Origin of the sequence: Pseudomonas sp. NFPP24, assembly GCF_900112095.1 — a bacterium.
GTDB classification, from domain to species: Bacteria; Pseudomonadota; Gammaproteobacteria; order Pseudomonadales; family Pseudomonadaceae; genus Aquipseudomonas; species Aquipseudomonas extremorientalis.
Window position 1 is genome coordinate 136,420 of record NZ_FOKD01000004.1, and the last position, 23,767, is coordinate 160,186.

The 23,767-nt window shown below is 60.1% G+C and carries 25 protein-coding genes; 7 read left to right on the forward strand and 18 right to left on the reverse strand.

Going from position 1 to position 23,767, the window contains the following annotated elements; all coding sequences use genetic code 11:
• The first annotated feature begins 20 nt into the window (after positions 1 to 20).
• Positions 21 to 1,058: an L-glyceraldehyde 3-phosphate reductase gene (gene mgrA, locus BM026_RS10145; RefSeq protein ID WP_071492504.1), complete on the forward strand. Its 1,038-nt coding sequence runs from the start codon at positions 21 to 23 to the stop codon at positions 1,056 to 1,058.
• Between the two features lie 70 nt (positions 1,059 to 1,128).
• Here mgrA and tauD read toward each other — a convergent pair whose 3' ends face one another.
• The 7 genes from tauD to BM026_RS10180 all read right to left on the reverse strand — a co-directional run bounded on the left by tauD (position 1,129) and on the right by BM026_RS10180 (position 9,282).
• Positions 1,129 to 1,965, reverse strand: a complete 837-nt coding sequence (gene tauD, locus BM026_RS10150; RefSeq protein ID WP_092248565.1) for a taurine dioxygenase — start codon at positions 1,963 to 1,965, stop codon at positions 1,129 to 1,131.
• A gap of 15 nt (positions 1,966 to 1,980) precedes the next feature.
• Positions 1,981 to 2,817, reverse strand: coding sequence for a taurine ABC transporter permease TauC (tauC, locus tag BM026_RS10155; RefSeq protein WP_093513576.1), 837 nt, complete (start codon positions 2,815 to 2,817; stop codon positions 1,981 to 1,983).
• Positions 2,814 to 3,593 (reverse strand): taurine ABC transporter ATP-binding subunit, encoded by a 780-nt coding sequence (tauB, locus tag BM026_RS10160; protein WP_093513575.1) that lies wholly within the window; start codon positions 3,591 to 3,593, stop codon positions 2,814 to 2,816. The genes tauC and tauB overlap by 4 nt, the downstream gene beginning before the upstream one ends.
• Positions 3,594 to 3,609: 16 nt before the next feature.
• Positions 3,610 to 4,587: a taurine ABC transporter substrate-binding protein gene (gene tauA / locus BM026_RS10165; RefSeq protein WP_093528381.1), complete on the reverse strand. Its 978-nt coding sequence runs from the start codon at positions 4,585 to 4,587 to the stop codon at positions 3,610 to 3,612.
• Between the two features lie 189 nt (positions 4,588 to 4,776).
• Positions 4,777 to 6,360: a glutamate--cysteine ligase gene (gshA, locus tag BM026_RS10170; RefSeq protein WP_093528384.1), complete on the reverse strand. Its 1,584-nt coding sequence runs from the start codon at positions 6,358 to 6,360 to the stop codon at positions 4,777 to 4,779.
• Positions 6,361 to 6,574: 214 nt separating this feature from the next.
• Entirely contained in the window at positions 6,575 to 6,958 is a 384-nt protein-coding gene (locus BM026_RS10175) for a PaaI family thioesterase (protein ID WP_034108628.1), read from the reverse strand.
• Positions 6,958 to 9,282, reverse strand: a complete 2,325-nt coding sequence (locus tag BM026_RS10180) for a Tex family protein (RefSeq protein WP_092248546.1) — start codon at positions 9,280 to 9,282, stop codon at positions 6,958 to 6,960. The genes BM026_RS10175 and BM026_RS10180 overlap by 1 nt, the downstream gene beginning before the upstream one ends.
• 357 nt (positions 9,283 to 9,639) lie before the next feature.
• Between BM026_RS10180 and ompR the strand changes: the two genes are divergently transcribed.
• Both ompR and BM026_RS10190 read left to right on the forward strand, forming a co-directional pair.
• On the forward strand, positions 9,640 to 10,380 hold the full coding sequence (ompR, locus tag BM026_RS10185; RefSeq protein WP_016979041.1) for an osmolarity response regulator transcription factor OmpR: 741 nt from the start codon (positions 9,640 to 9,642) through the stop codon (positions 10,378 to 10,380).
• 117 nt (positions 10,381 to 10,497) lie between these two features.
• Positions 10,498 to 11,811: an ATP-binding protein gene (locus tag BM026_RS10190; RefSeq protein ID WP_071492496.1), complete on the forward strand. Its 1,314-nt coding sequence runs from the start codon at positions 10,498 to 10,500 to the stop codon at positions 11,809 to 11,811.
• A gap of 95 nt (positions 11,812 to 11,906) precedes the next feature.
• On the opposite strand, the gene rimK is transcribed toward BM026_RS10190, so the two are convergent.
• Genes rimK through BM026_RS10205 form a run of 3 tightly spaced genes read right to left on the reverse strand, consistent with a single transcriptional unit; the run spans position 11,907 to position 14,084 of the window.
• Positions 11,907 to 12,812 (reverse strand): 30S ribosomal protein S6--L-glutamate ligase, encoded by a 906-nt coding sequence (gene rimK, locus BM026_RS10195; protein WP_010214091.1) that lies wholly within the window; start codon positions 12,810 to 12,812, stop codon positions 11,907 to 11,909.
• Positions 12,809 to 13,273, reverse strand: a complete 465-nt coding sequence (locus BM026_RS10200) for a retropepsin-like aspartic endopeptidase RimB (protein WP_371322030.1) — start codon at positions 13,271 to 13,273, stop codon at positions 12,809 to 12,811. Before BM026_RS10200 ends, rimK begins: the two co-directional genes overlap by 4 nt.
• Positions 13,274 to 13,304: 31 nt before the next feature.
• Entirely contained in the window at positions 13,305 to 14,084 is a 780-nt protein-coding gene (locus BM026_RS10205) for a S6 modification regulatory phosphodiesterase RimA (RefSeq protein WP_092248543.1), read from the reverse strand.
• A 116-nt stretch (positions 14,085 to 14,200) separates the two neighbouring features.
• On the opposite strand from BM026_RS10205, the gene BM026_RS10210 reads away from it, so the two are divergent.
• Positions 14,201 to 14,608, forward strand: a complete 408-nt coding sequence (locus tag BM026_RS10210) for an RNA-binding S4 domain-containing protein (protein ID WP_093121663.1) — start codon at positions 14,201 to 14,203, stop codon at positions 14,606 to 14,608.
• A 52-nt stretch (positions 14,609 to 14,660) separates the two neighbouring features.
• On the opposite strand, the gene BM026_RS10215 is transcribed toward BM026_RS10210, so the two are convergent.
• Entirely contained in the window at positions 14,661 to 15,464 is an 804-nt protein-coding gene (locus tag BM026_RS10215) for a phosphatase PAP2 family protein (protein WP_093121660.1), read from the reverse strand.
• 103 nt (positions 15,465 to 15,567) lie between these two features.
• Here BM026_RS10215 and hslO point away from each other — a divergent pair, with 103 nt between their 5' ends.
• A complete protein-coding gene (hslO, locus tag BM026_RS10220) occupies positions 15,568 to 16,470 on the forward strand; it encodes an Hsp33 family molecular chaperone HslO (protein WP_071492491.1) in 903 nt (300 codons plus the stop codon).
• 179 nt (positions 16,471 to 16,649) lie between these two features.
• Entirely contained in the window at positions 16,650 to 18,191 is a 1,542-nt protein-coding gene (locus BM026_RS10225) for a phosphoenolpyruvate carboxykinase (protein WP_071492490.1), read from the forward strand.
• Between the two features lie 58 nt (positions 18,192 to 18,249).
• Here BM026_RS10225 and BM026_RS10230 read toward each other — a convergent pair whose 3' ends face one another.
• From BM026_RS10230 to BM026_RS10260, 7 genes are all read right to left on the reverse strand, one after another.
• Positions 18,250 to 19,113, reverse strand: a complete 864-nt coding sequence (locus BM026_RS10230) for a DMT family transporter (protein WP_256575404.1) — start codon at positions 19,111 to 19,113, stop codon at positions 18,250 to 18,252.
• A 96-nt stretch (positions 19,114 to 19,209) separates the two neighbouring features.
• Positions 19,210 to 19,566 carry a DUF1493 family protein gene (locus BM026_RS10235; RefSeq protein WP_071492542.1) on the reverse strand — a complete coding sequence of 119 codons (357 nt, stop codon included), beginning with the start codon at positions 19,564 to 19,566 and terminating at the stop codon, positions 19,210 to 19,212.
• Positions 19,567 to 19,835: 269 nt separating this feature from the next.
• Entirely contained in the window at positions 19,836 to 20,480 is a 645-nt protein-coding gene (locus BM026_RS10240) for a DUF1493 family protein (protein WP_093528387.1), read from the reverse strand.
• 4 nt (positions 20,481 to 20,484) lie between these two features.
• The gene (locus BM026_RS10245) at positions 20,485 to 20,967 is read right to left on the reverse strand and encodes a hypothetical protein (RefSeq protein ID WP_093528389.1); all 483 of its coding nucleotides are present in this window, start codon (positions 20,965 to 20,967) and stop codon (positions 20,485 to 20,487) included.
• 192 nt (positions 20,968 to 21,159) lie between these two features.
• Positions 21,160 to 21,459 (reverse strand): hypothetical protein, encoded by a 300-nt coding sequence (locus BM026_RS10250; protein WP_093528392.1) that lies wholly within the window; start codon positions 21,457 to 21,459, stop codon positions 21,160 to 21,162.
• A gap of 172 nt (positions 21,460 to 21,631) precedes the next feature.
• Positions 21,632 to 22,231, reverse strand: a complete 600-nt coding sequence (locus BM026_RS10255; RefSeq protein WP_093528395.1) for a putative adenosine monophosphate-protein transferase Fic — start codon at positions 22,229 to 22,231, stop codon at positions 21,632 to 21,634.
• On the reverse strand, positions 22,231 to 22,401 hold the full coding sequence (locus BM026_RS10260) for a YhfG family protein (protein WP_016979054.1): 171 nt from the start codon (positions 22,399 to 22,401) through the stop codon (positions 22,231 to 22,233). Before BM026_RS10260 ends, BM026_RS10255 begins: the two co-directional genes overlap by 1 nt.
• Before the next feature lie 175 nt (positions 22,402 to 22,576).
• On the opposite strand from BM026_RS10260, the gene BM026_RS10265 reads away from it, so the two are divergent.
• Positions 22,577 to 23,752 (forward strand): tetratricopeptide repeat protein, encoded by a 1,176-nt coding sequence (locus BM026_RS10265; protein WP_092248522.1) that lies wholly within the window; start codon positions 22,577 to 22,579, stop codon positions 23,750 to 23,752.
• The last annotated feature ends 15 nt before the right edge of the window (positions 23,753 to 23,767 follow it).

Genomic DNA, 23,767 nt, shown 5'->3' on the forward strand with positions numbered 1-23,767 from the left:
GACGTCCAAGAGAGGATTCGATGACTTACATTGCTGCCGAAAACCGCTATGAATCTATCCCGTATCGCCGCGTAGGCCGCAGTGGGCTGGTGCTGCCCGCACTGTCCCTGGGCCTGTGGCACAACTTTGGCGACAGCACCCCGATCGACACCCAGCGCGCCTTGCTGCGCACCGCGTTCGACCTGGGGATCAACCACTTCGACCTGGCCAACAACTATGGCCCGCCCTACGGCAGCGCCGAGATCAACTTCGGCCGTTTGCTGCGTGAAGACTTCAAGCACTACCGCGACGAACTGATCATCTCCAGCAAGGCCGGCTGGGACATGTGGCCCGGCCCTTACGGCCAGGGCGGAGGTTCGCGCAAGTACGTGCTGGCCAGCCTCGACCAGAGCCTGCAACGCCTGGGTGTCGACTATGTGGATATCTTCTATTCCCACCGTTTTGACGCCGACACCCCCCTGGAAGAAACCGCCAGTGCCCTCGCCACTGCTGTGCAACAAGGCAAGGCGTTGTACATCGGTATCTCGTCCTACTCAGGGGTAAAAACCCGCGAAATCGCCGCCCTGCTCAAAGAGTGGAAAGTGCCGCTGCTGATTCACCAGCCGGCCTACAACCTGCTCAACCGCTGGGTGGAAAAAGACCTGCTGGACACCACCGAAGAGCTCGGCGCCGGGGTGATTGCCTTCACGCCGCTGGCCCAGGGTTTGCTGACCGACAAGTACCTCAACGGCGTACCGGCGGATGCACGGGTGAATCGCCCGGGCGGTGGTTCGTTGCAGGCCAAGCACCTGTCCGAAACCAACATCGCCCACGTGCGTGCGCTGAACGAGATCGCCCAGCGTCGTGGTCAGAGCCTGGCCCAACTGGCACTGGCCTGGACGTTGCGTGATCCACGGGTGACCAGTGCGCTGATCGGTGCAAGCCGGCCGGAGCAGATTATCGAGAACGTCGGTGCGTTGAAGAACTTGAGCTTTAGCGTGGAAGAACTGGCGGAGATCGATCGGTTTGCCCAGGAAGGCGGGATCAACCTGTGGGAAAAGCCATCCACGGCTGAATAAACAGTCCATGTGGGAGGGAGCAACCCCCTCCCACATTTGATTTCTGGTGTGATGACTAACGGGCCTGGCCTTAGAACGGCACATCCCCAAGAATCGTCGCCCGATGCATCACCCGCCGCTGCGGCCGGTAGTCATCCACCGCGTAGTGCTGTGTCACGCGGTTATCCCAGAACGCCACATCGTTTTCCTGCCAACGCCAGCGAATGGTAAATTCCGGGCGTGTCGCGTGGGCGAACAAGAGCTTCAGGATTGCTTCACTCTCCGCCGGTTCCAGCTCATTGATCCTGGTGGTAAACCCATCACTCACGAACAGTGACTTGCGCCCACTCACCGGATGCGTACGCACCACCGGGTGCGATAACGGCGGGTTCTTCCTGCGGGTTTCTTCCCAGCGTGCCAGGTCTTCGGCGGTGTTGCCAAAGCGCTCGAGCGGAAAGGACTTGGTGAAGTCATGGGTCGCCGTCAGCCCATCGAGCAAGCGCTTCAGCGGTTCGGACAACGCTTCATAGGCTGCAATCCCGCTGGCCCACAGCGTATCGCCACCAAACGCCGGCAGCAGCTTGGCGCTGAGTACTGCACCGAGCGCCGGAGTGGGCAGGAAGGTCACGTCGGTGTGCCACACAGCATTGTCGCGCACGTCGGTGACGGCGGTGTCGAGGATCAGCACTTCGGGCTGGTCCGGCACGTTGGGGTAGATCGGGTGGATATGCAGGTCACCGAAATTCGCCGCGAACCGCGCTTGCTGCTGCGGGGTGATCGACTGGCCGCGCAAGAACAGCACCGAGTGGGTGAGCAACGCCTGTTCGATGGCGTCGCGCTGTTCAGGGGGCAGCGGCTGGGTGATATCGACGCCACTGATCTGGGCGCCCAGGGCGGTGCTTAATGGGGTAACGGTCAGGCTGCTCATGCGGTTCTCATTCACTCAGTGTGCCTGGCCATGCCACGGCACCAATTTACGCTGCAGGGCACGCAGGCCCATTTCCATGGCGAAGGCGATCAGGGCGATCACCAGAATCCCCAGCACCACCACATCGGTGACCAGGAACTGCGCCGCCGACTGCACCATGAAGCCCAGGCCGCTGGTGGCGGCGATCAGCTCGGCGGCGACCAGCGTGGACCAACCCACACCCAGCCCGATGCGCACGCCGGTCAGGATGTCGGGCAGGGCGCTCGGCAGGACCACATGGCGAATCAACTGGGCACGGGTGGCACCCAGCGACTGCGCCGCACGCAGTCTGGCCGGGTCGACGGTGCGCACGCCGGTGGCGGTGGCGATGGCTATCGGCGCGAAGATTGCCAGGTAGATCAGCAGCACCTTGGACAGCTCGCCGATGCCGCACCAGATCACGATCAACGGCAGGTAGGCCAGCGGCGGGATCGGTCGGTAGAACTCGATCAGCGGGTCGAGGATGCCACGGGCGATTCGGTTGGAACCGATGGCGATCCCCACCGGCACGGCGGTCAGCACCGCGAAGCCCAGGCCCAGGCCGATACGGCTGAGGCTCGCGCCAAGGTGCTGCCACAAGGTGGAGTCCATATAGCCGGTGGTCGCCAGCAGCCAGCCCTTTTGCAGCACGGCGGACGGCGGCGGCAGGAACAGCGGTTCGATCAAGCCGCTGGCGGTCACGGCCCACCAGAGGGCCAGCAAGGCGACCAGGGTCAACACGCTGATCCAGCGCGTGCTCAGGCTGCGTCGTACCGGGACAACTGCGGGCGCCACCGGTTTGGTCACCGTGGCGGGAAGTTCGTAGCTGCTCATGCGGACACCTGCCGTTGGGAGAACACTTTGCCCAGCACGTGTTCGCGGGTTTCGATAAAGCGTGGGTCGGACTTGATCGCCCGCGCCGACTCACCGGCGGCGTAGCGTTGGCCGAAGTCCAGGTGCAGGCGTTCGACGATCTGGCCGGGGTTGGGCGCCAGCAGGATCAAATCGGTGGCGAGGAAGACCGCCTCTTCGATGTCGTGGGTAATCAGGAACACCGGCTTGGCCGTGCGCCGCCAGACTTGCAGCAACAGCTCCTGCATCTGTTCGCGGGTGAAGGCGTCGAGGGCGCCGAAGGGCTCGTCCATCAGCAGCACACGAGGGTCGGCGGCCAGGGCGCGGGCCAGGCCGACACGTTGCTTCTGGCCGCCGGAAAGCTGCCAGATGCGTCGGTTGTCGAACCCGGCCAGGTCGACCAGCGCGAGCATTTCCCGGGCGCGTATTTCGCGTTGCGCCTTGGGCGCGCCGGCCAGCTCCAGGCCGAAGCCGACGTTGGCCAGCACATCCTGCCAGGGCAGCAGGGCGTCGTCCTGGAACACCACGCCGCGTTCAGCACTGGGGCCGTTGACCGGCACGCCATCGAGGGTGATACGCCCGGCGCAAGGTTTGACGAAACCGGCAATCAGGTTCAACAGCGAAGTCTTGCCACTGCCGGACGGGCCGAGAGCCACCAGCAACTGCTGGGGCCCCAGGTCGAGTGAAATGTCTGATAGTACCGGTTCTGTGGCGCCTGGGTACTGTGCGCTGATGCGCTCCAGTTGTAGCAAGGCCATCGCAATGAACTCCCGATCAGTGAGTGATGAATTTGGCGCTGACGTAAGGGGCGTAGTCCGGCAGCACGGCGTCGACCTTGCCTTGTTCCTTGAGGAACGCGGCGGTGTCGGTCACAGCCTTGGTGGTCGGTGCGCCCAGCAGGGTCACCTGGTCAGCGGCCAGCGGGTAGACGTTGCCTTGCAGCAGCAGTGGGATGTCGCTGGCCTTGGCGCCGGAGAGTTTCACCAGTTTGTCGACGTTGCCTTTGTCGGCGAGCCAGGCTTGTGGGTCTTTGCGGTACGCGGCGTAGGCATCCAGGGTGACTTTGGCGAACGCGGTGACGATTTCCGGGTGCGTCTCGGCGAAGTCCTTGCGCACAATCCAGGCATCGAAGGTCGGCGCGCCGAACTTGGCCAGTTCGCCCGAGGTGATCAGCACCTTGCCGTTTTCCTTGGCCACGCCCAGGGCAGGATCCCATACGTAGGTGGCGTCGATATCACCGCGCTTCCAGGCGGCGATGATCGCCGGTGGCGCGAGGTTGAGGATGGTCACTTTGGACGGGTCGATGTTCCAGTGCTTCAGCGCGGCCAGCAGGCTGTAGTGCCCGGTGGACACGAAGGGTACGGCGACTTTCTTGCCGACCAGGTCCTGCGGGCTGTTGATGCCCGAACCGTTGCGCGCTACCAGGGCTTCGGCGCCGCCGATCTGGGTGGCGACCAGGAAGGTTTCCACCGGTACCTTGCGGGTGATCGCGGCAGTCAGCGGGCTGGAACCGAGGTAGCCGATCTGCACGTCGCCGGAAGCGATGGCGGCGATGATGTCGGCGCCATTGTCGAATTTGCGCCAGTTGATCTTGGCGTTTGTGGCTTTTTCATAGTCGCCATCGGCCTGGGCGACTTTGGCCGGGTCCACGGTGGTCTGGTAAGCGATGGTCACGTCCGCCGCCTGGGCAAACAGGCTGGCACCGGCCAGGGACAATGCGGCCAGGAGACGCAGAGGGGTTAGCAGTTTCAAGGGGAAGCTCCTCAATCAGGCGGCCGAGGGTCGGCGTGTGAGGAGCCTAAATGATCTAAGAATCCGAAAATAAATAACATTTTCGAATTAGCTTATGAGAAGAACCGCGGGCGCTGATCGTGAATTGAAATGACGTCAAATGTGAGAAGGGGCTTGCCCTCTCCCACATTTGCCCCGGTTTCAGCTTACTTAGTTGCTGATGGCGAGGATGCTGGCCTGGTACGACCCAACAAACACATCGAAATCGCCCACTTCGTTCTGCTCCAGCTCAGCTTGCTGCGCCAGCGACGTCCGCGCCAGCTCTTCAAAGCGCGCCTGCTCTTCAGCCGCCAGCGGCTCCTTGCGGAAATGCTCGGCGTGCAACTGGCTCTGATGCAGGGAGAATTGCGCAAAACTCTCTTTACGCTCGGCCATCGCCGCCAGCACCTGGGCCGACGGGGTCAGGGACGAATCGTTGACCTTGGCCAACTGGGCGTCGAGCGCCTGGCTGTGCTCAGTGATGCCGTGGCTCTCGTCCAGCAAGGCAGCCAGCGGTGCAATCTGCTCCAGCAACTCGGACGCCCACTCCTTCATGTCCACCGGCTGGCCCTGGCGTTGCAATTGCAGGCCCGGACGGCGACCTTCCTTGACCACGCTGAGGAAGTTGGACGTGGCGTTGCCGCACTCGTTGTTGGCGAACAGCGGGCTGTCGTTCAGTGCGCAGAACAGCAGGAAGGCGTCGAGGAAGCGCGACTCTTGCAAGTCGATGCCCATGGGCAGGAACGGGTTGATGTCCAGGCAGCGCACTTCGATGTACTGGATGCCACGGGCCATCAGCGCCTGGATCGGCCGCTCGCCGGTATAGGTCACGCGCTTGGGGCGGATGTTGGAGTAGTACTCGTTTTCGATCTGCAGGATGTTGGTGTTGAGCTGTACCCACTCACCGTCCTTGTGCGTACCGATTTCGACGTAGGGCGCGTAGGGCGTTGCCACCGCTTCGCGCAGGCTGTCGGTGTAGCTGGCCAGGTCGTTGTAGCACGGCGTGAGGCCCGCCTGGGCGTTGCTCTGGTAACCCAGGTCACTCATGCGCAGGCTGGTGGCGTAGGGCAGGTACAGCGTGTCGGCGTCGAGCACTTCCAACTGGTGCGAACGACCGCGCAGGAACCCGGCGTCCAAGGCCGGCGAAGCACCGAACAGGTACATCAACAGCCAGCTGTAGCGGCGGAAATTGCGGATCAGCGCGATATAGGCGTTGGACTGGTAGTCGCGGTCAGTGCCGACAAACCCTTCGGTTTCCTTGAGCAACGGCCACAGCGCCTCGGGCAACGAGAAGTTGTAGTGGATGCCGGCGATGCACTGCATGGTCTTGCCGTAACGCAGGGCCAGGCCCTTGCGGTACACGTACTTGAGCTGGCCGATATTGGAGGTGCCGTAGTAGGCAATCGGAATATCTTCCTCGGCCGGCAACGGACACGGCATGGAGGGGCTCCACAGGTATTCGCTGGCGAGCTTGGTATAGGCAAAGCGATGGATCTTGTCCAGGCTGCTCAGGGTATCGGCCGGGTCGGGCAGGGCGGGAGTGATGAACTCCAGCAGCGATTCCGAGTAGTCGGTGGTGATCTGTTCGTGGGTCAACGCGGCGCCCAGGGCTTCGGGGTGCGGCGTTTGCGCCAGTCGACCCTCACCGGTGACACGCAGGCATTCGCGCTCGATGCCGTGCAAGCACTGCTCTAGCAGGGAGAGGTGTTCGCGCTTGCCGAGCAGGGCCAGGCGGCGGTTGAGAAGTTCGCTCAAGTTGGATTCCTTCACGCGTCAGTCGCCCCAATATGGGGGTGGGCAGGACGGTCTACAAGGGTGAAGTTGAAACTGGCGTGATCGCCTGGTTTTGAGTCGATTTGACCCGCTCTGAATATGCCGACTTCACTCCATGAATTTGGCTACAGCGCAGCGAGAAAATTCCGACGCCGTTAGTGCAGCGCCGAAATTAACTCAAATCGGGGGTGGGGAGCTATAGGACAGCGAAGGTGCCCTGTGCTTTTGCGACAAGTCTTTCGTCCTGATACACATCCGCCTCGACCACCAGCGTGCGGCGGCCGGCATGAATCACCCGGCTGGTGCACAGCACGTCACCGTCCGACACGGCGCGGATGTAATTGATCTTGCACTCGATGGTCGCGCTCTGCTGGTCGAAACCATGGGCGCTGGAACAGGCCAGCCCCATCGTAATGTCCACGAGGCTGAAAATCGCCCCCCCATGGAGCTTGCCCGCGCGGTTGCGCAGTTGCGGCTCCAGGGTCAGGGCCACCTCGGCAACGCCTTCTTCAAGGCGTTGCAGGCGGCAGCCGATCAGTTCGCTGAAGGCGCTCTGGGTCAAGCCGGCCGGGATCTCCATCAGCGCTTCTTCAACTGCTTGGCGTTGGCGAACAGCGAGGCCATGGCGTTGTTGCTTGGGGCTGCGGTGGCGGTTTCCTTGCGAGCCGTATTGTTTTGCGACTGGCGCGGTGCCGAGCCTGGGCGCGCGCCACGGGCACCGTCGATTTTCTCGCCGGGGGTGTCGCTCATGCGCATCGACAGGCCGACGCGTTTGCGCGGGATGTCGACTTCCATGACCTTGACCTTGACCACGTCACCGGCCTTGACCGCTTCGCGGGGATCCTTGATGAATTTCTCCGAAAGCGCGGAGATATGCACCAAACCGTCCTGATGCACGCCGATGTCCACAAAGGCGCCGAAGTTGGTCACGTTGGTCACCACGCCTTCGAGGATCATGCCCGGTTGCAGGTCCTTGAGGTCTTCGACACCGTCCTGGAACTCGGCGGTCTTGAACTCGGGGCGTGGGTCGCGACCAGGTTTTTCCAGCTCTTGCAGGATGTCGGTGATGGTCGGCACACCGAAGGTTTCGTCGGTGTACTTCTTGGGATCCAGGCGCTTGAGGAAAGCGGCGTCGCCGATCAGCGAACGGATGTCGCGGTCGGTCTCGGCGGCGATGCGCTGCACCAGCGGGTAGGCTTCCGGGTGGACCGCAGACGCGTCAAGCGGGTTGTCGCCATTCATGACGCGCAGGAAGCCGGCGGCTTGTTCGAAGGTTTTTTCACCCAGGCGTGCGACTTTTTTCAGCGCGGCACGGGTTTTGAACGCGCCGTTTTCGTCACGGTGGCTGACGATGTTCTGTGCCAGGGTGGCGTTGAGGCCGGAGATTCGCGCCAGCAGTGCCACGGAGGCGGTGTTCACGTCGACGCCCACGGCGTTTACGCAGTCTTCCACAACTGCGTCCAGGCCGCGCGCCAGCTTCAGCTGCGACACGTCGTGCTGGTACTGGCCGACGCCGATGGATTTAGGGTCGATTTTCACCAGTTCGGCCAGCGGATCCTGCAGGCGACGGGCGATGGATACCGCGCCACGGATCGACACGTCGAGGTCCGGAAATTCCTTGGACGCCAGTTCCGACGCCGAGTACACCGAAGCGCCGGCTTCGGAGACCATGACCTTGGTCATCTTCATGGCCGGGTATTTTTTGATCAGTTCGGCGGCCAGCTTGTCGGTCTCGCGGCTGGCGGTACCGTTGCCGATGGCGATCAGGTCCACCGCGTGCTTGGCGCACAAGGCGGCCAGGATCGCGAGGGTCTGGTCCCATTTGTTGTGCGGCACATGCGGATACACCGTGGCGTGGTCCAGCAGTTTGCCGGTGGCGTCGACTACGGCGACCTTGCAGCCGGTACGCAGGCCCGGGTCGAGGCCCAGGGTGGCACGCGGGCCGGCCGGGGCGGCCAGCAGCAGGTCGTGCAGGTTGTGGGCGAACACGTTGATCGCCTCGGTTTCGGCACCGTCGCGCAGCTCGCCCAGCAGGTCGGTTTCCAGGTGGGTGTAGAGCTTGACCTTCCAGGTCCAGCGCACCACTTCACCGAGCCACTTGTCCGCAGGACGGTTCTGATTCTGGATGCCGAATTGTTGGGCGATCATGCCTTCGCAGGGGTGCATGGTGCCCGGCAATTCGTCGCCGACCTTCAGCGCGGAGCTGAGAATACCTTCGTTGCGGCCACGGAAAATTGCCAGTGCGCGGTGGGACGGCATGCTCTTGAGCGGCTCGTCGTGTTCGAAGTAATCACGGAACTTGGCGCCTTCTTCCTCTTTGCCGGCGATGACGCGGGCGCTGAGGATGGCTTCCTGCTTCAGGTAGCTGCGCAGCTTTTCCAGCAGGCTGGCGTCTTCGGCGAAGCGTTCCATGAGGATGTACTTGGCTCCTTCGAGGGCGGCCTTGACGTCGGCGACGCCTTTTTCGGCGTCGATGAAACGGGCAGCTTCGGTTTCCGGGGTCAGCGACGGGTCGTTGAACAGACCGTCGGCCAGCTCGCCCAGGCCGGCTTCCAGGGCGATCTGGCCCTTGGTGCGACGCTTCTGTTTGTAAGGCAGGTAGAGGTCTTCGAGGCGGGTCTTGGTGTCGGCGAGCTTGATGTCGCGCTCGAGTTGCGGGGTCAACTTGCCCTGTTCCTCGATGCTGGCGAGGATGCTGATGCGCCGTTCGTCGAGTTCTCGCAGATAGCGCAGGCGCTCTTCCAGGTGACGCAGTTGGGTGTCGTCGAGGCTGCCGGTTACTTCTTTACGGTAACGGGCGATGAACGGCACCGTGGAGCCTTCATCCAGTAGAGCGACGGCCGCTTCGACCTGTTGTGGGCGTACACCGAGTTCCTCGGCGATGCGGCTGTTGATGCTGTCCATAAAACCACCTGAAATTCTGAAAAGCAGCTCGCAGGCCCGGAAAACAAGGCCCTGGGAGGCTGGTTGAGCGGCCCGACTGGCGCCGCTGCCTGGGTCAAGAGGCTGCCTATTGACCCTCGAAATCGAAAAAATCGCGACAAGCGGGTGAAAAAAGCCTCGGCAGCAAACGGTAACGATCTGACGTTGCCCTGCACGGCGGCGGCGCATTATAACCAGCGTTCTGTCCTTGGGGGGGATTGCGCCAACGGTTGTAGGGCGCGGGTTCGCTGGCGGTAGAGGAAAAATCTGCTAACAATGCACACGGTGCGTATAACGGCAGCTAGGCCATAATGCGCGCCGAGATAAGAGGAGCATCCAATGAGCAGCACTGCACAAACTGCTGAAGGCGAAAAAATTCTCATCGTTGATGACGATCCGGGGCTGAGCAGCCTGCTGGAGCGTTTCTTCAACTCCAAGGGTTACCGTGCCCGCGCGGTGCCGAACACCGAGCAGATGGACCGACTGCTGGGGCGCGAAGTCTTCAACCTGGTCGTACTCGACCTCATGCTGCCCGGTGAAGACGGCCTGACCGCCTGCAAGCGCCTGCGCGGCGCGAACAACCAGATTCCAATCATCATGCTCACCGCCAAGGGCGATGAGCTGAGTCGCATCAAGGGCCTGGAACTGGGCGCTGATGACTACCTGGCCAAACCCTTCAACCCCGACGAGCTGATGGCGCGGGTCAAGGCCGTACTGCGTCGGCAGGCCCCACCGGTACCGGGTGCACCGGGCAGCGAAGATGAAAGTGTCACCTTTGGCGACTACGAACTGTCGCTGGCGACCCGTGAGCTCAAGCGTGGCGATGAAGTGCACATGCTCACCACCGGCGAATTCGCCGTGCTCAAGGCCCTGGTGATGAACGCTCGACAGCCGCTGACCCGCGACAAGCTGATGAACCTGGCCCGTGGCCGGGAATGGGACGCGCTGGAGCGCTCCATCGACGTGCAGATCTCCCGACTGCGTCGGATGATCGAGCCGGACCCGTCCAAGCCACGGTATATCCAGACGGTGTGGGGCGTAGGTTATGTGTTTGTGCCGGATGGCAACAAAACCAGTTGACCGATGATTTGCAGTTACGGGCCTCCCGGTGTCTGACTCCATGAGGGTCGACGGGATGCCCGGCGTCTGCAATTCTGCGAGCGCCGCTCGTTTCTGCAAGGTATCCAGCTGTCTTCTATGAAAACCCCGTTGTGGTTCCCCCAAAGTTTCTTCTCCCGCACCCTTTGGCTGGTGCTGATCGTCGTTCTGTTTTCCAAGGCACTCACGCTGGTTTATCTGTTGATGAACGAGGACGTGCTGGTGGATCGACAATACAGTCACGGTGTTGCCCTTACCCTGCGTGCCTATTGGGCAGCTGACCCTGAGAATCGCGAAAAAATCGCCAAGGCCGCTACGTTGGTTCGTGTGGCGGGCGCGGGTGTGCCGGAAGGCGAGCAGCATTGGCCCTACAGTGAGATCTACCAGCGCCAGATGCAGGCTGAACTCGGTGAAGACACCGAGGTGCGGTTGCGCATGCATGTATCGCCGGCATTGTGGGTGCGTGCGCCGAGCCTGGGCGAGGACTGGTTGAAGGTGCCGTTGTATCCGCATCCGCTGCGGGGGCAGAAAATCTGGAACGTGCTGGGCTGGTTCCTGGCGATCGGGCTGCTTTCAACGGCGTCGGCGTGGATCTTTGTGCGTCAGCTCAACCAGCCGCTCAAGCGTCTTGTGTTTGCCGCCCGCCAGTTGGGTCAGGGGCGTAGTGTGCGCCTGCCAGTCAGCGATACGCCCAGCGAAATGACCGAGGTGTATGGCGCGTTCAACCAGATGGCGGAAGACGTCGAACAGGCTGGGCGCGAGCGCGAGCTGATGCTGGCGGGGGTGTCCCATGACTTGCGCACACCGTTGACGCGATTGCGCCTGTCGCTGGAGTTGATGGGCAACCATACTGATCTCACCGATGACATGGTCCGCGACATTGAGGACATGGACGCGATTCTCGACCAGTTCCTGGCGTTTATCCGCGATGGCCGTGATGAGGTAGTGGAAGAAGTCGACCTGACGGACCTGGTGCGTGAGGTGGTCGCGCCCTATAACCAGAACGGCGAACAGGTGCGCATGCGTCTGGAGCCGATCCGGCCGTTTGCGTTGCGTCGGGTGTCGATGAAGCGCCTGTTGAACAACCTGATTGGCAACGCCTTGCATCACGCCGGTTCTGACGTGGAAGTGGCGGCGTATGTGTCTGGCGACAGTGCAGCGCCCTATGTGGTGCTGAGCGTGATGGACCGGGGGGCGGGCATCGACCCGGACGAGCTGGAAGGCATCTTCAACCCCTTCACCCGTGGCGACCGTGCCCGGGGTGGCAAGGGCACTGGCCTTGGGTTGGCGATTGTGCGGCGGATTGCTTCGATGCATGGTGGCAATGTTGAGTTGCGCAACCGCGAAGAGGGTGGCCTGGAGGCGCGGGTACGCTTGCCGCTTGGGCTGATGTTGCCCAGGGATGCGGTATAGGCACAGTTGCAAGCTCCCGGTTTAAAGCTGCAAGAGAAAGGCGGATTGTTTTGCCTGTCCTTGCAGCTTAAAGCTTGAGGCTGCTGGCTGCTTCTCTAGCCCTTGCCCTTGGTCCTGGTCATATTTGGCCCACCATTCTTCTCCAGATGCTGAATGATGATCCCCGCCACATCCTTGCCGGTGGTGGTCTCGATCCCTTCCAGACCCGGTGATGAATTCACCTCCATCACCAGTGGCCCATGGTTGGAGCGCAATATATCCACACCCGCCACACTCAACCCCATCACCTTGGCCGCCCGCAGTGCGGTCATGCGTTCTTCCGGGGTGATCTTGATCAGGCTGGCGCTGCCGCCACGGTGCAGGTTGGAGCGGAACTCCCCCGGCTTGGCCTGGCGTTTCATCGCCGCAATCACCTTGTCGCCCACCACGAAGCAGCGGATATCCGCGCCACCGGCTTCCTTGATGTATTCCTGCACCATGATGTTCTGCTTGAGACCCATGAACGCCTCGATCACCGATTCCGCCGCCGTCGCAGTTTCACACAGCACCACGCCGATACCCTGGGTGCCTTCCAGCACCTTGATCACCAGCGGCGCGCCATTGACCATGTCGATCAGGTCGGGGATGTCGTCGGGGGAGTGGGCGAAGCCAGTCACCGGTAGGCCGATACCACGGCGCGACAGCAACTGCAGCGAGCGCAGCTTGTCCCGCGAGCGGGCAATGGCTACCGATTCGTTGAGAGGAAACACCCCCATCATTTCAAACTGGCGCAGCACTGCGCAGCCATAAAACGTCACCGAAGCGCCGATTCGCGGGATCACGGCATCAAACCCTTCCAGCGGCTTGCCCCTGTAGTGGATCTGCGGCTTGTGGCTGGCGATGTTCATATAGGCACGCAACGTGTCGATCACCACCATTTCGTGGCCACGTTCGGTGCCGGCCTCAACCAGGCGGCGGGTGGAATACAGACGCGGGTTTCGCGACAGCACAGCAATCTTCATGCAGCACCTGGGGCAGATAGGGTAGAGACCGGGAACACCGGCTTGTCTTGTACGTACTTGATGCCGGGATTGACCACCAAATGGCCGTCAATCAAGGCTTTGGAACCCAGCAACAGGCGGTAACGCATGGCCTTGCGGCAGGCCAGGGTAAACTCCACCCGCCATACCCGATCACCCAGCGCCAGCGTGGTGCTGATGACATAGCGCACCTGCGCATGGCCATTGGAGCTCTTGATGGTTTTCATCGTCACCAGCGGCGCTTCGCAGCGGCGGTGACGCAGTTGCACGACGCTGCCCAAGTGTGCGGTAAAACGCACCCACTGCTCGCCGTCGCGCTCGAACGGTTCAATGTCGGTGGCGTGCAGGCTCGAGGTGCTGGCACCGGTGTCGATCTTCGCGCGCAGGCCTGCTACTCCCAAGTCGGGAAGTGCCACCCACTCACGCAGACCCACAACGGTCAAATGGTCAAATGTCTTCAATATGGATAACCGATCAATTTGCCCAGGCCTGAGGGGATATCTCGGCCAGGGCTTTAAATGCAGGCTTGGCGAACCAGTAGCCTTGCATCAGAAATATTCCACAGTCGGAGAGAAAGTCCCGTTCGCCGGCACTTTCGATGCCTTCGGCGATGACAGTAACCCCCAACTGCTCACAGATTGTGACAATCCCCTGGACGATGACCTGACGGACACGGTCCTGATCAACATCGCGGATCAGCGCCATGTCGAGTTTGATCAGGTCAGGTTGGAAGTCGGCCAGCAGGTTCAGCCCCGAATAGCCCGCGCCGAAATCGTCGATGGCGGTCTTGAAGCCGAATTCGCGATATTCACGCAGAATATTCGTCAAATGGCGATAGTTATCTACATGCTCGCTTTCCAGGGTCTCGAAAATCAGTTGGTTCAACGGAAAATTATGTACGCGAGCCGCCTCCAGGGTGCTACGGATGCACAGTTCCGGGCGGTACACGGCATTGGGCATGAAGTTGATCGAAAGGTGAGTTTGCATTCCCAAGGTTGCCGCACCGGCGATCGCCTGGGTTCGGCAGCGTTGGTCGAAGCGGTAGCGGTTGCCTTCGTTGACCTGGTTCAGCACCGACAGCGCCCCTTCGCCTTGTGTGCCACGCACCAGGGCTTCGTGGGCAAAGATCGAATGGTCCCGCAGGTCTACGATAGGCTGGTAAGCGAACGCAAAATCGAACCCTAGGGGCTCGCTTTGCTGGCAACCCACGCAGCGCTGGTTGGGCGAGGTGAGTGAAAGGGGGAATTCGGTCACAACATATCCTCGCGAAAACAGGGTGCTACCTGGCGTATCTTAGGTGAGCCTTGGGATTTATGCGTCGAAGGGTTTCAACGGTAAAGTTGCGACATTTTTCAGAGCGAGGAATTCAAGTGGCTCAAAAGCAGGAAGAGGAAGAAAAGGTCCGTCTGGACAAGTGGCTGTGGGCGGCGCGTTTCTATAAAACCCGTGCCCTGGCCAAGGCCGCCATCGAGAGCGGCAAGGTGCATCATCGTGGCGAGCGCTGCAAGCCGGGCAAAGAGCCACGTGTCGGTGATGAGTTTCAGATTCGTGCAGGGTTTGATGAAAAGACGGTCGTGGTTCAGGCGCTTTCCATCGTTCGTCGTGGCGCATCTGAAGCGCAAGCGTTATACGCCGAAACCGAAGCCAGCATCGCCAAGCGTGAAAATGCGGCGGCGATGCGCAAGGCCGGTGCCACTGGCATGACCACCGATGGCAAACCGAGCAAGAAACAACGCCGCGACCTGTTCAAGTTTCGCGGCAGTGGCAACGATGACTAGCCTCAATCGAACGGGCTTTTGTAGTGAGCGGGGCAAGCCCGCTCGCCACAGATTATTGCCGTGTTCTAACGACGCTCATTCGCCCCACTATGGGTAAACGAGCAGCCAGCCCGAACACCGGCGCCGTTACCCGCAACAACCCACCCGATACCTTCGCCGCAAACGGTGTGTAGTACCCCCAGCCCAACGCCAACAGTGCCAGCAACACTCCGCCGATGTAATCGTCTTGCCCCCAATGTGCCCCCGCCACCAGGCGCGGCATCATGAACAGCAGCGTCAGGGCCCAGATCACCAGCACCTGGCCGATGCGCTTGGCGAACACGGTCATGAACATCCCCCAGATCAGCAGCACCGACGCATGGTCCCCCGGGAAGCTCTGACTCGAACGGTCCTTCAACTCCCAGGTCTTCTCCAGGCCCGGGAAGTAGTCACTCATCTGGATCGCCCCGCTGATCACCATGGACGGGCTATTGTGTTGCCAGCCCATGTGCGCGGCGAGTTTGGAAAACAGCATGCGGATAAACAGCAACAGCAACAGAATGCCGACAAAACCTAACAAGGCTTGGCGTACTTGCACCGCCTTGAACACCCAATCGCCGCGAATCAACAGCATCAGCAGAATCACCCCGACCACTGCATCGAACGGTCGCAAACTGGCGACAGCCCACACGTGCAGCCATGTGGAGCTGCTCGCCAGCGGGTCATTGAGCAGGTGAAACAGCCACTCGTCGAACATCACACACAGCATCTGGCCCGTGGGCCACAGCCAAAAACACAGCAGCCCGATAGCGAGTAGATTGCAGACGGCCCATCGCCCGAGGTTCCACTTGGCTTGGAACAAACCCGGATTGTTCATAAACTGTCCCTCATGGCTCTAGAAACCGCACCAAAACGGTGCTAAAGCGTTTAATTCTATAAACCTTGTAATCATTTTGTCATCAATTCAGATACCCAGACCTATGACTGATCTACCGGATACCGACTTCACCCAACGCTTCATCTTCGACGAGAGCGACGCCCGCGGCGAACTGGTCTCGCTGGAGCGCAGCTATGCCGAAGTCCTTGCCAAGCACCCTTATCCGGAGCCGGTCGCGCAACTGCTCGGTGAGCTGATGGCCGCAGCAGCGTTGCTGGTGGGCACCATGAAGTTCGACGGTTTGCTGATTCTGCAGGCGCGTTCCGAAGGCCCGGTGCCGATGCTGATGATCGAATGCTCCAGCGAGCGTGAAATCCGTGGCTTGGCCCGTTATGAAGCCGATCAGATCGCGCCGGATGCCACCTTGTCCGACCTGATGGCCAACGGCGTGCTGGCAATTACCATCGACCCGACCGAAGGCCAGCGCTATCAGGGCATCGTCGATCTGGATGGCGAAACCCTGTCGGACTGCTTCACCAACTATTTCGTCATGTCCCAGCAGGTGGGCACCAAGTTCTGGCTTAACGCCGACGGCAAGCGCGCCCGCGGCCTGTTGTTGCAGCAATTGCCGGCTGACCGTATCAAAGACGACGATGATCGCGCAGAAAGCTGGCGGCACATCATCGCCCTGGCTGACACACTGAAAGCTGAAGAATTGCTGGGCCTGGACAACGAAACCATCCTGCACCGCCTTTACCACGAAGAGGCCGTGCGACTGTTTGACGCACAGGGCCTGCGCTTCAACTGCAGTTGCTCGCGTGAGCGTTCGGCCAATGCGCTGGCCAGCCTGGGCCTGGAAGATGCGCAAAACCTGGTGGTGGAGCACGGTGGCCATATCGAGATCGACTGCCAGTTCTGCAACGAGCGCTACCTGTTCGATGCGGCCGATGTAGCGCAATTGTTCGCCGGCGCAGGCATCGACACCCCTTCCGACACCCGCCACTAAAACGTTTAAGCACAGGTAAATCACCTGACAAACGCCGGATTAGCGCAGTTCTGACGGGAGGGCCCTACTCTTTTTGGGCTTTTCTGGCATAATCCGGCCCACTTTTTTCGCGGTAGTAGTGCGCAACTTTCTACTACAAAACGTTTGGAGCACTCGGCCATAGGCCGACGGGGAACCTCATGACGCAAGCCAACAACGCCGTATACACCGATCTGAGTGTTGACGATCTGGTTAAAGAAGCCCTGCAGCGTGGTGAAGGCGTGCTCGCCGATACTGGCGCGCTGGTCGTCGAAACCGGTCACCGTACTGGCCGTTCGCCGGTCGACCGTTTCATCGTTGAAGAGCCATCCACCCAGGCTTCCATCGCCTGGGGCCCGATCAACCGCAAGTTCCCGGCCGACAAGTTCGATGCCCTCTGGGCTCGCGTCGAGGCATTCAACAACGCGCAAGAGCATTTTGTTTCCCACGTTCACGTAGGGGCTTCCGAAGACCACTACCTGGCTGTGAAAATGACCACCCAGACTGCCTGGCAGAACCTGTTCGGTCGTTGCCTGTTCATCAACCCGGCCCAGTACAACCCGGCCGGTCGTGACGAGTGGCAAGTGCTCAACGTGGCCAACTTCGAATGCGTGCCAGAGCGTGACGGCACCAACTCCGACGGTTGCGTGATCCTCAACTTCGCACAGAAAAAAGTCCTGATCGCCGGCATGCGCTACGCCGGTGAAATGAAAAAAGCCATGTTCTCGGTGCAGAACTTCCTGCTGCCGGCTTCCGACGTACTGCCGATGCACTGCGCCGCCAACATCGGCGAAGCAGGCGACGTGACCCTGTTCTTCGGTCTGTCGGGCACCGGCAAGACCACCCTGTCCGCCGACGAAAGCCGTTACCTGATCGGTGACGACGAACACGGCTGGGGCGAAGGCGTGGTGTTCAACATCGAAGGCGGTTGCTATGCCAAGTGCATCGACCTGTCCGAGAAGAACGAGCCGGTCATCTGGAAAGCCATCAAGCACGGCGCCGTGCTGGAAAACGTGGTGATCGACGAAGCTGGGCACGCCGACTACACCAACGTCAGCCTGACCCAGAACAGCCGCGCCGCCTACCCGCTGGAGCACGTGGCCAAGCGTTCCGAGAAGAACCTGGGCGGCGAGCCAAACGCGGTGATCTTCCTGACCTGCGACCTGACCGGCGTACTGCCACCGGTGTCGATCCTCAGCGAAGAACAAGCGGCCTACCACTTCTTGTCCGGCTACACCGCACTGGTAGGCTCGACTGAGATGGGTTCCGGCGGCGGCATCAAGTCGACCTTCTCCACCTGCTTCGGCGCACCATTCTTCCCGCGCCCGGCTGGCGAATACGCTGAACTGCTGATCAAGCGTATCCGTGGCTTCGGCTCCAAGGTCTACCTGGTCAACACCGGCTGGACCGGCGGCGGCTACGGCGTCGGCAAGCGCTTCAACATCCCGACCACTCGCGGCGTGATTGCAGCGATCCAGAGCGGCGCGTTGGTCGGTGCTGAAACCGAACACCTCGACACCATCAACCTCGACGTGCCATTGGCCGTACCGGGCGTTGAGACCGGCCTGTTGAACCCACGTAACACCTGGGCCGACAAGGCTGCCTACGACGAAGCGGCGAAGGCGCTGGCCGGTCTGTTCATCGAGAACTTCAAGAAGTTTGAAGTGAGCGATGCGATCAAGGCCGCGGGTCCCAAGTTGTAAGATTCAGTCGTTGTGAAAAAGCCGCCTCTTGTGAGGCGGCTTTTTTGTGCGTGTCGGATTAGTCGGCGATATGTAAAACCACTGCGCCGACCAGTACCAGCACAACCCCCAGCACCTGCACCGCCGACAACCGCTCCTTGAAAAACATGAATCCCAGGATCGCCGCAATCCCGCCCGACAACGTACTGATCACCGTCACCACCGAAACCGACCCCGCCATCGCCCCCCATGAAAACGCCGAGAACCCGCCGAGGTTCATCAAGCTCGCCCCGGTCAGCGTCGCGCAGTTTTTCAGCGGTGGGATTTTCAAGCCGTCCTTGATCTTCAACACCATCACCAGCAGTACGCACAGGCCCACCAGGTAACCCAGCCACAGCATGGTGATCGGTCCCAGCGCCGGCAGTGTGTAGCGGCCTTGCAGCCAGAAGCTGGTGCCATACAGCAGGGCGGCGAGCATGGCGTAGGCGATCGACTGGCTGGGGTTGTTGTGGGGGACGCCGTTGTCCTTATGGATGCTGGAGAGGATCACGCCGATTACACACAGGGCGATGCAGCCCAGTTGCGTCGGGCTGATGTGTTCACCGCTGGCCCAGGACAGAAGTGTGGTCACCACGCCGTAGGAGGTCACCAGCGGCGCCACGATGGCGGCTTTGCCCAGGGCGAAGGCCTTGGACAGTGCAAGAGCGCCGGAGACAGTGAACAGGGCGGCAGCGATGCCCAGCAGCCAGACGCTCAGCGCGGCGTCGAGGGCTTTGAACAGGAAGGTCGGGAGGATGACCAGCAGCAGGGTCATGATCAGAAAGCCCAGCGCCTGGCCGAAATACACCGCGCGTTTTACGCCCACGGCGCGGGCGTTGAGGCCCACGAGAAAATCCGTGCCGCCCCAGAGCAGGGCGGCCAGCAGGCCCATTGTTACGTCCATGTAAGATCCTTGTTGTTTTGAGCACGCTCATCGAATGTGGGAGGGGCTTGCCCCTTCCCACATTTGAGTACCGGTGTGCCTGGAGTTTGTGTTCGCTCAGCTCAGGTTTTCCAGCGTCTGCGTGTCCCAGCTGTGGGTCTTGATCGCCAGGTAGAGCATGCCGATGGTCAGCGGCACTTTTTCGCCGCGCCCCTTGGCCCGGCGCTTGAGGAACACATCAAACACCGGCGGGTTGAAGTAACGATAAGTGTCGTAGTCACCCAGGTCGAGGGCGAATTCCTGCTCCAGCGCTTCCATCAGGTGCTTGGCCTCACTGCCGTCGCAGCCCAGGTCGAAGTTGATCGAAGTTTGCAGGCGGATCGTCTTGTGTTTTGGCAGGCCGATTTCTTCGTGCAAGAGCTGCAGGAGTTGCTGCATAACGGGGTCTTCGGGGAAGTTGGGGGCGAGGTTCATGGTGGGGGCACGCAGGAGTGGGTGAGGGGATCGGTTGCGGTGGATCTGGTATTGGTTTCGAGTGAGGAAGAGTGCCAAGCCTATCAAGAATACGAAGACAGGTAGGAAAGGCATTCTGAGGATCACCGCGACGTAGGGTAGTAGGAACGTCAAGGTGAAGCCTGTTGCAAGGAATGTGAGGGCGAAGCGCTTTCTGAGGGTGCAGTCGGTAATTTGATAATGAAGTAATAGGTAGAGCCCGAGGAAGCAGACTAATTGCAGGTAGAGATTCACAGTATCTGATCCCCCTTCGCTTCGAGTGTCTGGGTATCCCAATACTTGGCTTTGACGGCTTGGTAGAGCATGCCAATGGTTAGAGGGCGCTTTCCCACGCTGCCTTTTTCCACATATCGCAAATACGCGTCAAAGCCTCGACGCTTGAAGTAGCGGTTGCCGTTGTAGTCACCTGGTCGCATGCCGAAATCGTGCTTAAGTAGTGCCATCAATTGCTTGGCTTCGGCACTGTTACATCCGAGGTCGTGGTTGATTGATGTGTTGAGGGTGATGGTTTTGTGTTTGGGCAGGCCAATGCTTTCATGCAAAATTTGCAGGAGGTGCAGCATGAGTGGGTCATCAGGAAAGTCCGGCGCAAGGTTCAAGGTTGGGGCGATTAACAAAGGGTGGGTGGTTTTAGTCCTGCAATAGATATGTTGGGTGCTCAATAACCCGATGCCTGTCACGAAGGCGATTATCGGCATGCTTTCAAGCTGTGCCTCTCTGATCCAGGAGGTGGCATACAACAGAAGTGCAGGGCCAGTTACCAAGAGGTAGAGTCCAAGCCATCTTCTGAGTAAGGGCCGCTTTATTGTTCGGTCGACTAGGGTGGCCAGTACGAGAAGCAGCAGCAGGTTGGTCCACTGGGTGTATTCATTCATTGCGCTAGCCACCCTGGAACTGCCGGACCATGGCCGACAGCGACCGCTGAGGTCCAATTCCGCCGTTGACCTGTGCGTCGAGGCCGATAACTACATCGCCGGCGTGATAGCTGCGAATGATCCCTTTAATAATCAGGCCAGCGGCTGCACCAGCGGCGAACCCAACGGCAGGAGATGCCAGGCTCATGGGTGCTGATACGGCGCCGCTGATTAATCCCGCAACGATCTCCCCACGAATGTTGAGTAAGTCAGCCTGTGTCCGGGTCAGCGGTTTGGATATGGCGACAGCCATCTTGCAAGGCAAATCGCGAGGGAGCATTTTTCTATAGATATCTACGAGTCTTTGGCGCAACTCGTTTGCAGAAGTACCTGCTTCCAGCAGGCAGAGGCTCGCCAGTACCGGGTGATTGGCAGGCGAGACGATAAGGCGCAGCACCGTGAAAGTGATGCCGTAGTGGCCAATGTATTGAGTCCTTTCGATGTTCACGGGTAATTTGCCGAGGCTGTTGAAAGGGCGCCAGTTTCAGTCAGAGAAAGGTGAGATTTATAGAGGGGTGGGCAGGAGTTTTAAGCAGTTTCGGAAGGGGATGTCGCGGTATTTGGAGGTTTCTTACAGGGCTTTCCGGGATTTTTTGTTTGGCAGTGATTTCCGGTGGTTAAAGCGTTCAGTTGTAGGAGCTTAGGTGTATGGCTGTTGAGGTTGTAGCTGCACGTGCTGCGCTTCTTCCAGCAAATCACAGCCGTCCTGAACGAGCAGGTACAGGGCGTTAGTGATGTGGGAAATGTCTTTGAGGTCTGCGTGTTCGAATGTCACGCAGGAGAAGGTTTCCAGCAAGTCTGTGGCAGCGCGGATGCGTTGATGCGCGGCGGACTGGATGTCTTCGGCTTTGGCTTGAATGTCGATGATAAGCGGACGGGTGTCGGTGAAGTTGGTGCGAAGAACGCGATAGCGATTGGTTGAAACGTTAGGTTTTGTCATTGCAGTGTTCCAATACAGATTCAAAGAAATACGCCAAACGAGTTGGCATGTTTTGTCTCTGCTGTATTTCGAGTGACCAAACCCGGCCGCTGATTTGGCAGCGACGAAGCGAACCTTAGAAGTGAGTCAGTTTCCGGGCAATAAACAGATGGTTTAACTGTGCGTGGTCCGATCAGGCACCGACCGGCCTACTCACACACCGCTCAAAAATCGCCTCCAGCCCCCGATAATCACAGGCCACCGCATCAATATTCGCTGGTATCCACGCCGCGTGCTTCACCAGCCACCAGTTCACTGAAAACCCGGCATTCACGATGATCTGCTCGAACAAGATCCGTTGTGCTCGGCCATTACCTTCGCGGAAGGGATGGATGACGTTGAGGTCGCCGTAGGCTTCGGCAATCTGCTTCACCAGCTGGGCCTGGCTCGCCCCGACATACCAGTTCGCTGCCTCCATTTGCCGGATGATCTTCGCCGCTTCCGGCGGGATGCGTTCCGGGGTGCAGAACAGCGTGTCGCCCTTCTGGATGTTGACGCTGCGCAGTTCACCGGCCCAGTCGTAGAGGTCGCCGAACAGGACGCGGTGTATGTGTTGCAGGCGTTCGAGGTCGTAGGGCGGCGGGAAGAGAGGGAGGTTGCCTACGGCGATTTCGGATAATTCCCGCTCGGCCTGGTGCAGTTGGGCTTCGTCGTGCAGATCGAGGCGGTTGCGCAGGACGCTGCTACCGGGATAGCAGTACGGATCCTGGCCCACCCCGTATTTGTCGAGCATCAGCGTGGGGTGTTGCGGTACTTGGCAAGGACGGCTTCACGGGTCGGCAAGGGCTTGTCGACGTCGGCCGGTTGGGTGTCGAACCCTTCCAGGCGCAGGCTGGCCAGGTAATTGGAACGGCGGATCTTGTGGTAATGATCCTGTTTTTGCTCAAACGTCGGTTCGCTCATGGCAGCGTACTCTTGGGTAGCAAGGCTTGATTGTAGCGCAATGCTTCAACAGGCAGGCGGGATAAAAACCACGTCACATTCTGTATAAATAATCCGCCAGCCCACGCATTTCGGAGTATGTTTCACCGCAAAATCTTGCAGGGCGATTCCGCCCGCTACTTAAAGGGAGTTAAGCATGGGTTTGCTGCGTGTTGCTTCGGCAATGTCATTGTGTGCGGTCGCGTTTTCAGTCCAGGCGGCGCAATTGCCGATTGAAGTGCTCAGTGCGGTGGTCAAGGACCAGAAAATCGCCGACGCCGAGGTGTTGCTGCAACGCAACGGCGCGCAGAACGTAGTGGGCCGTACCAACGCCCAGGGGCAAGTGACCCTCACCAGCGAAGCCGCAGACGATGCCACCAATCTTCTGATCATCAAGAAGCCCGGCTACTCGAACCTGGTGGTGAAGTGCCCATGCGCCGGCATGACGTATGCCATCAGCCCGGTGATGGAAAACCTCGACGGCCTGCGTGTGGTACTGACCTGGGGCAAGACCCCGGAAGACCTCGATTCCCACATGATCTTCCCTGGCAACAATATCTACTTCGAGAACAAGACGGGCACCGACGCTGAACTGGACGTGGATGACGTCGACAGCTACGGCCCGGAAACTATCACCCTGCAGAAAAAACACTACGGCGAAAGCTACGTGTATGCCGTGCATGACTTCACCAACGGCGGCAATCCAGGCTCGCGCCAGCTGTCCAACAGCGAAGCCAAGGTATTCGTGTACATGGGCCAATCGCTGGTGCGTACCTACTACGTGCCGAAAAACCGCAGCGGCAACCTGTGGACCGTGTTCCGCATGACCGGCAGTGGCGACTTCCAGGACATCAACACCTTCAGTGGCGTGACGGTGAACGCGGCGAACGTGCTTAACGAAGTCAAACCGTTGCTGGATGACAGCGTGGCCGTTACCGCTGTGGCGGTGAGCTCTTCTGCGCAAGCCGATGCAAAACGTCTGAACGTGCAAGGTGAAGCGGCTTACCAGGCCGGCAAGCTGGACCAGGCTATCGACCTGTTCCGCCAGGCTATCGAGTTGGACAATGGTTTCGGCAAGGCCTACGGCAACCTGGGCCTGGCGTATCAGAAGGCCGGCAACACCGCCGAGTCGATCTGGGCCAATCGCAAGGCTATCGCCCTCGCCACGGGCGCGAACGCTGCGACGGTGCGAGCGGGCGCTTACTACAACATTGCGCGGATCTACGAAGCGGCGGGGCAGTTCCCGGATGCGTTGCGTCACTACCAGTTGGCCAAGGAGCAGAAGGCTAACCCGGTGTATGACACGGCGATCGAGCGGGTGCAGAACCGCTGATACACAGCGACAAAT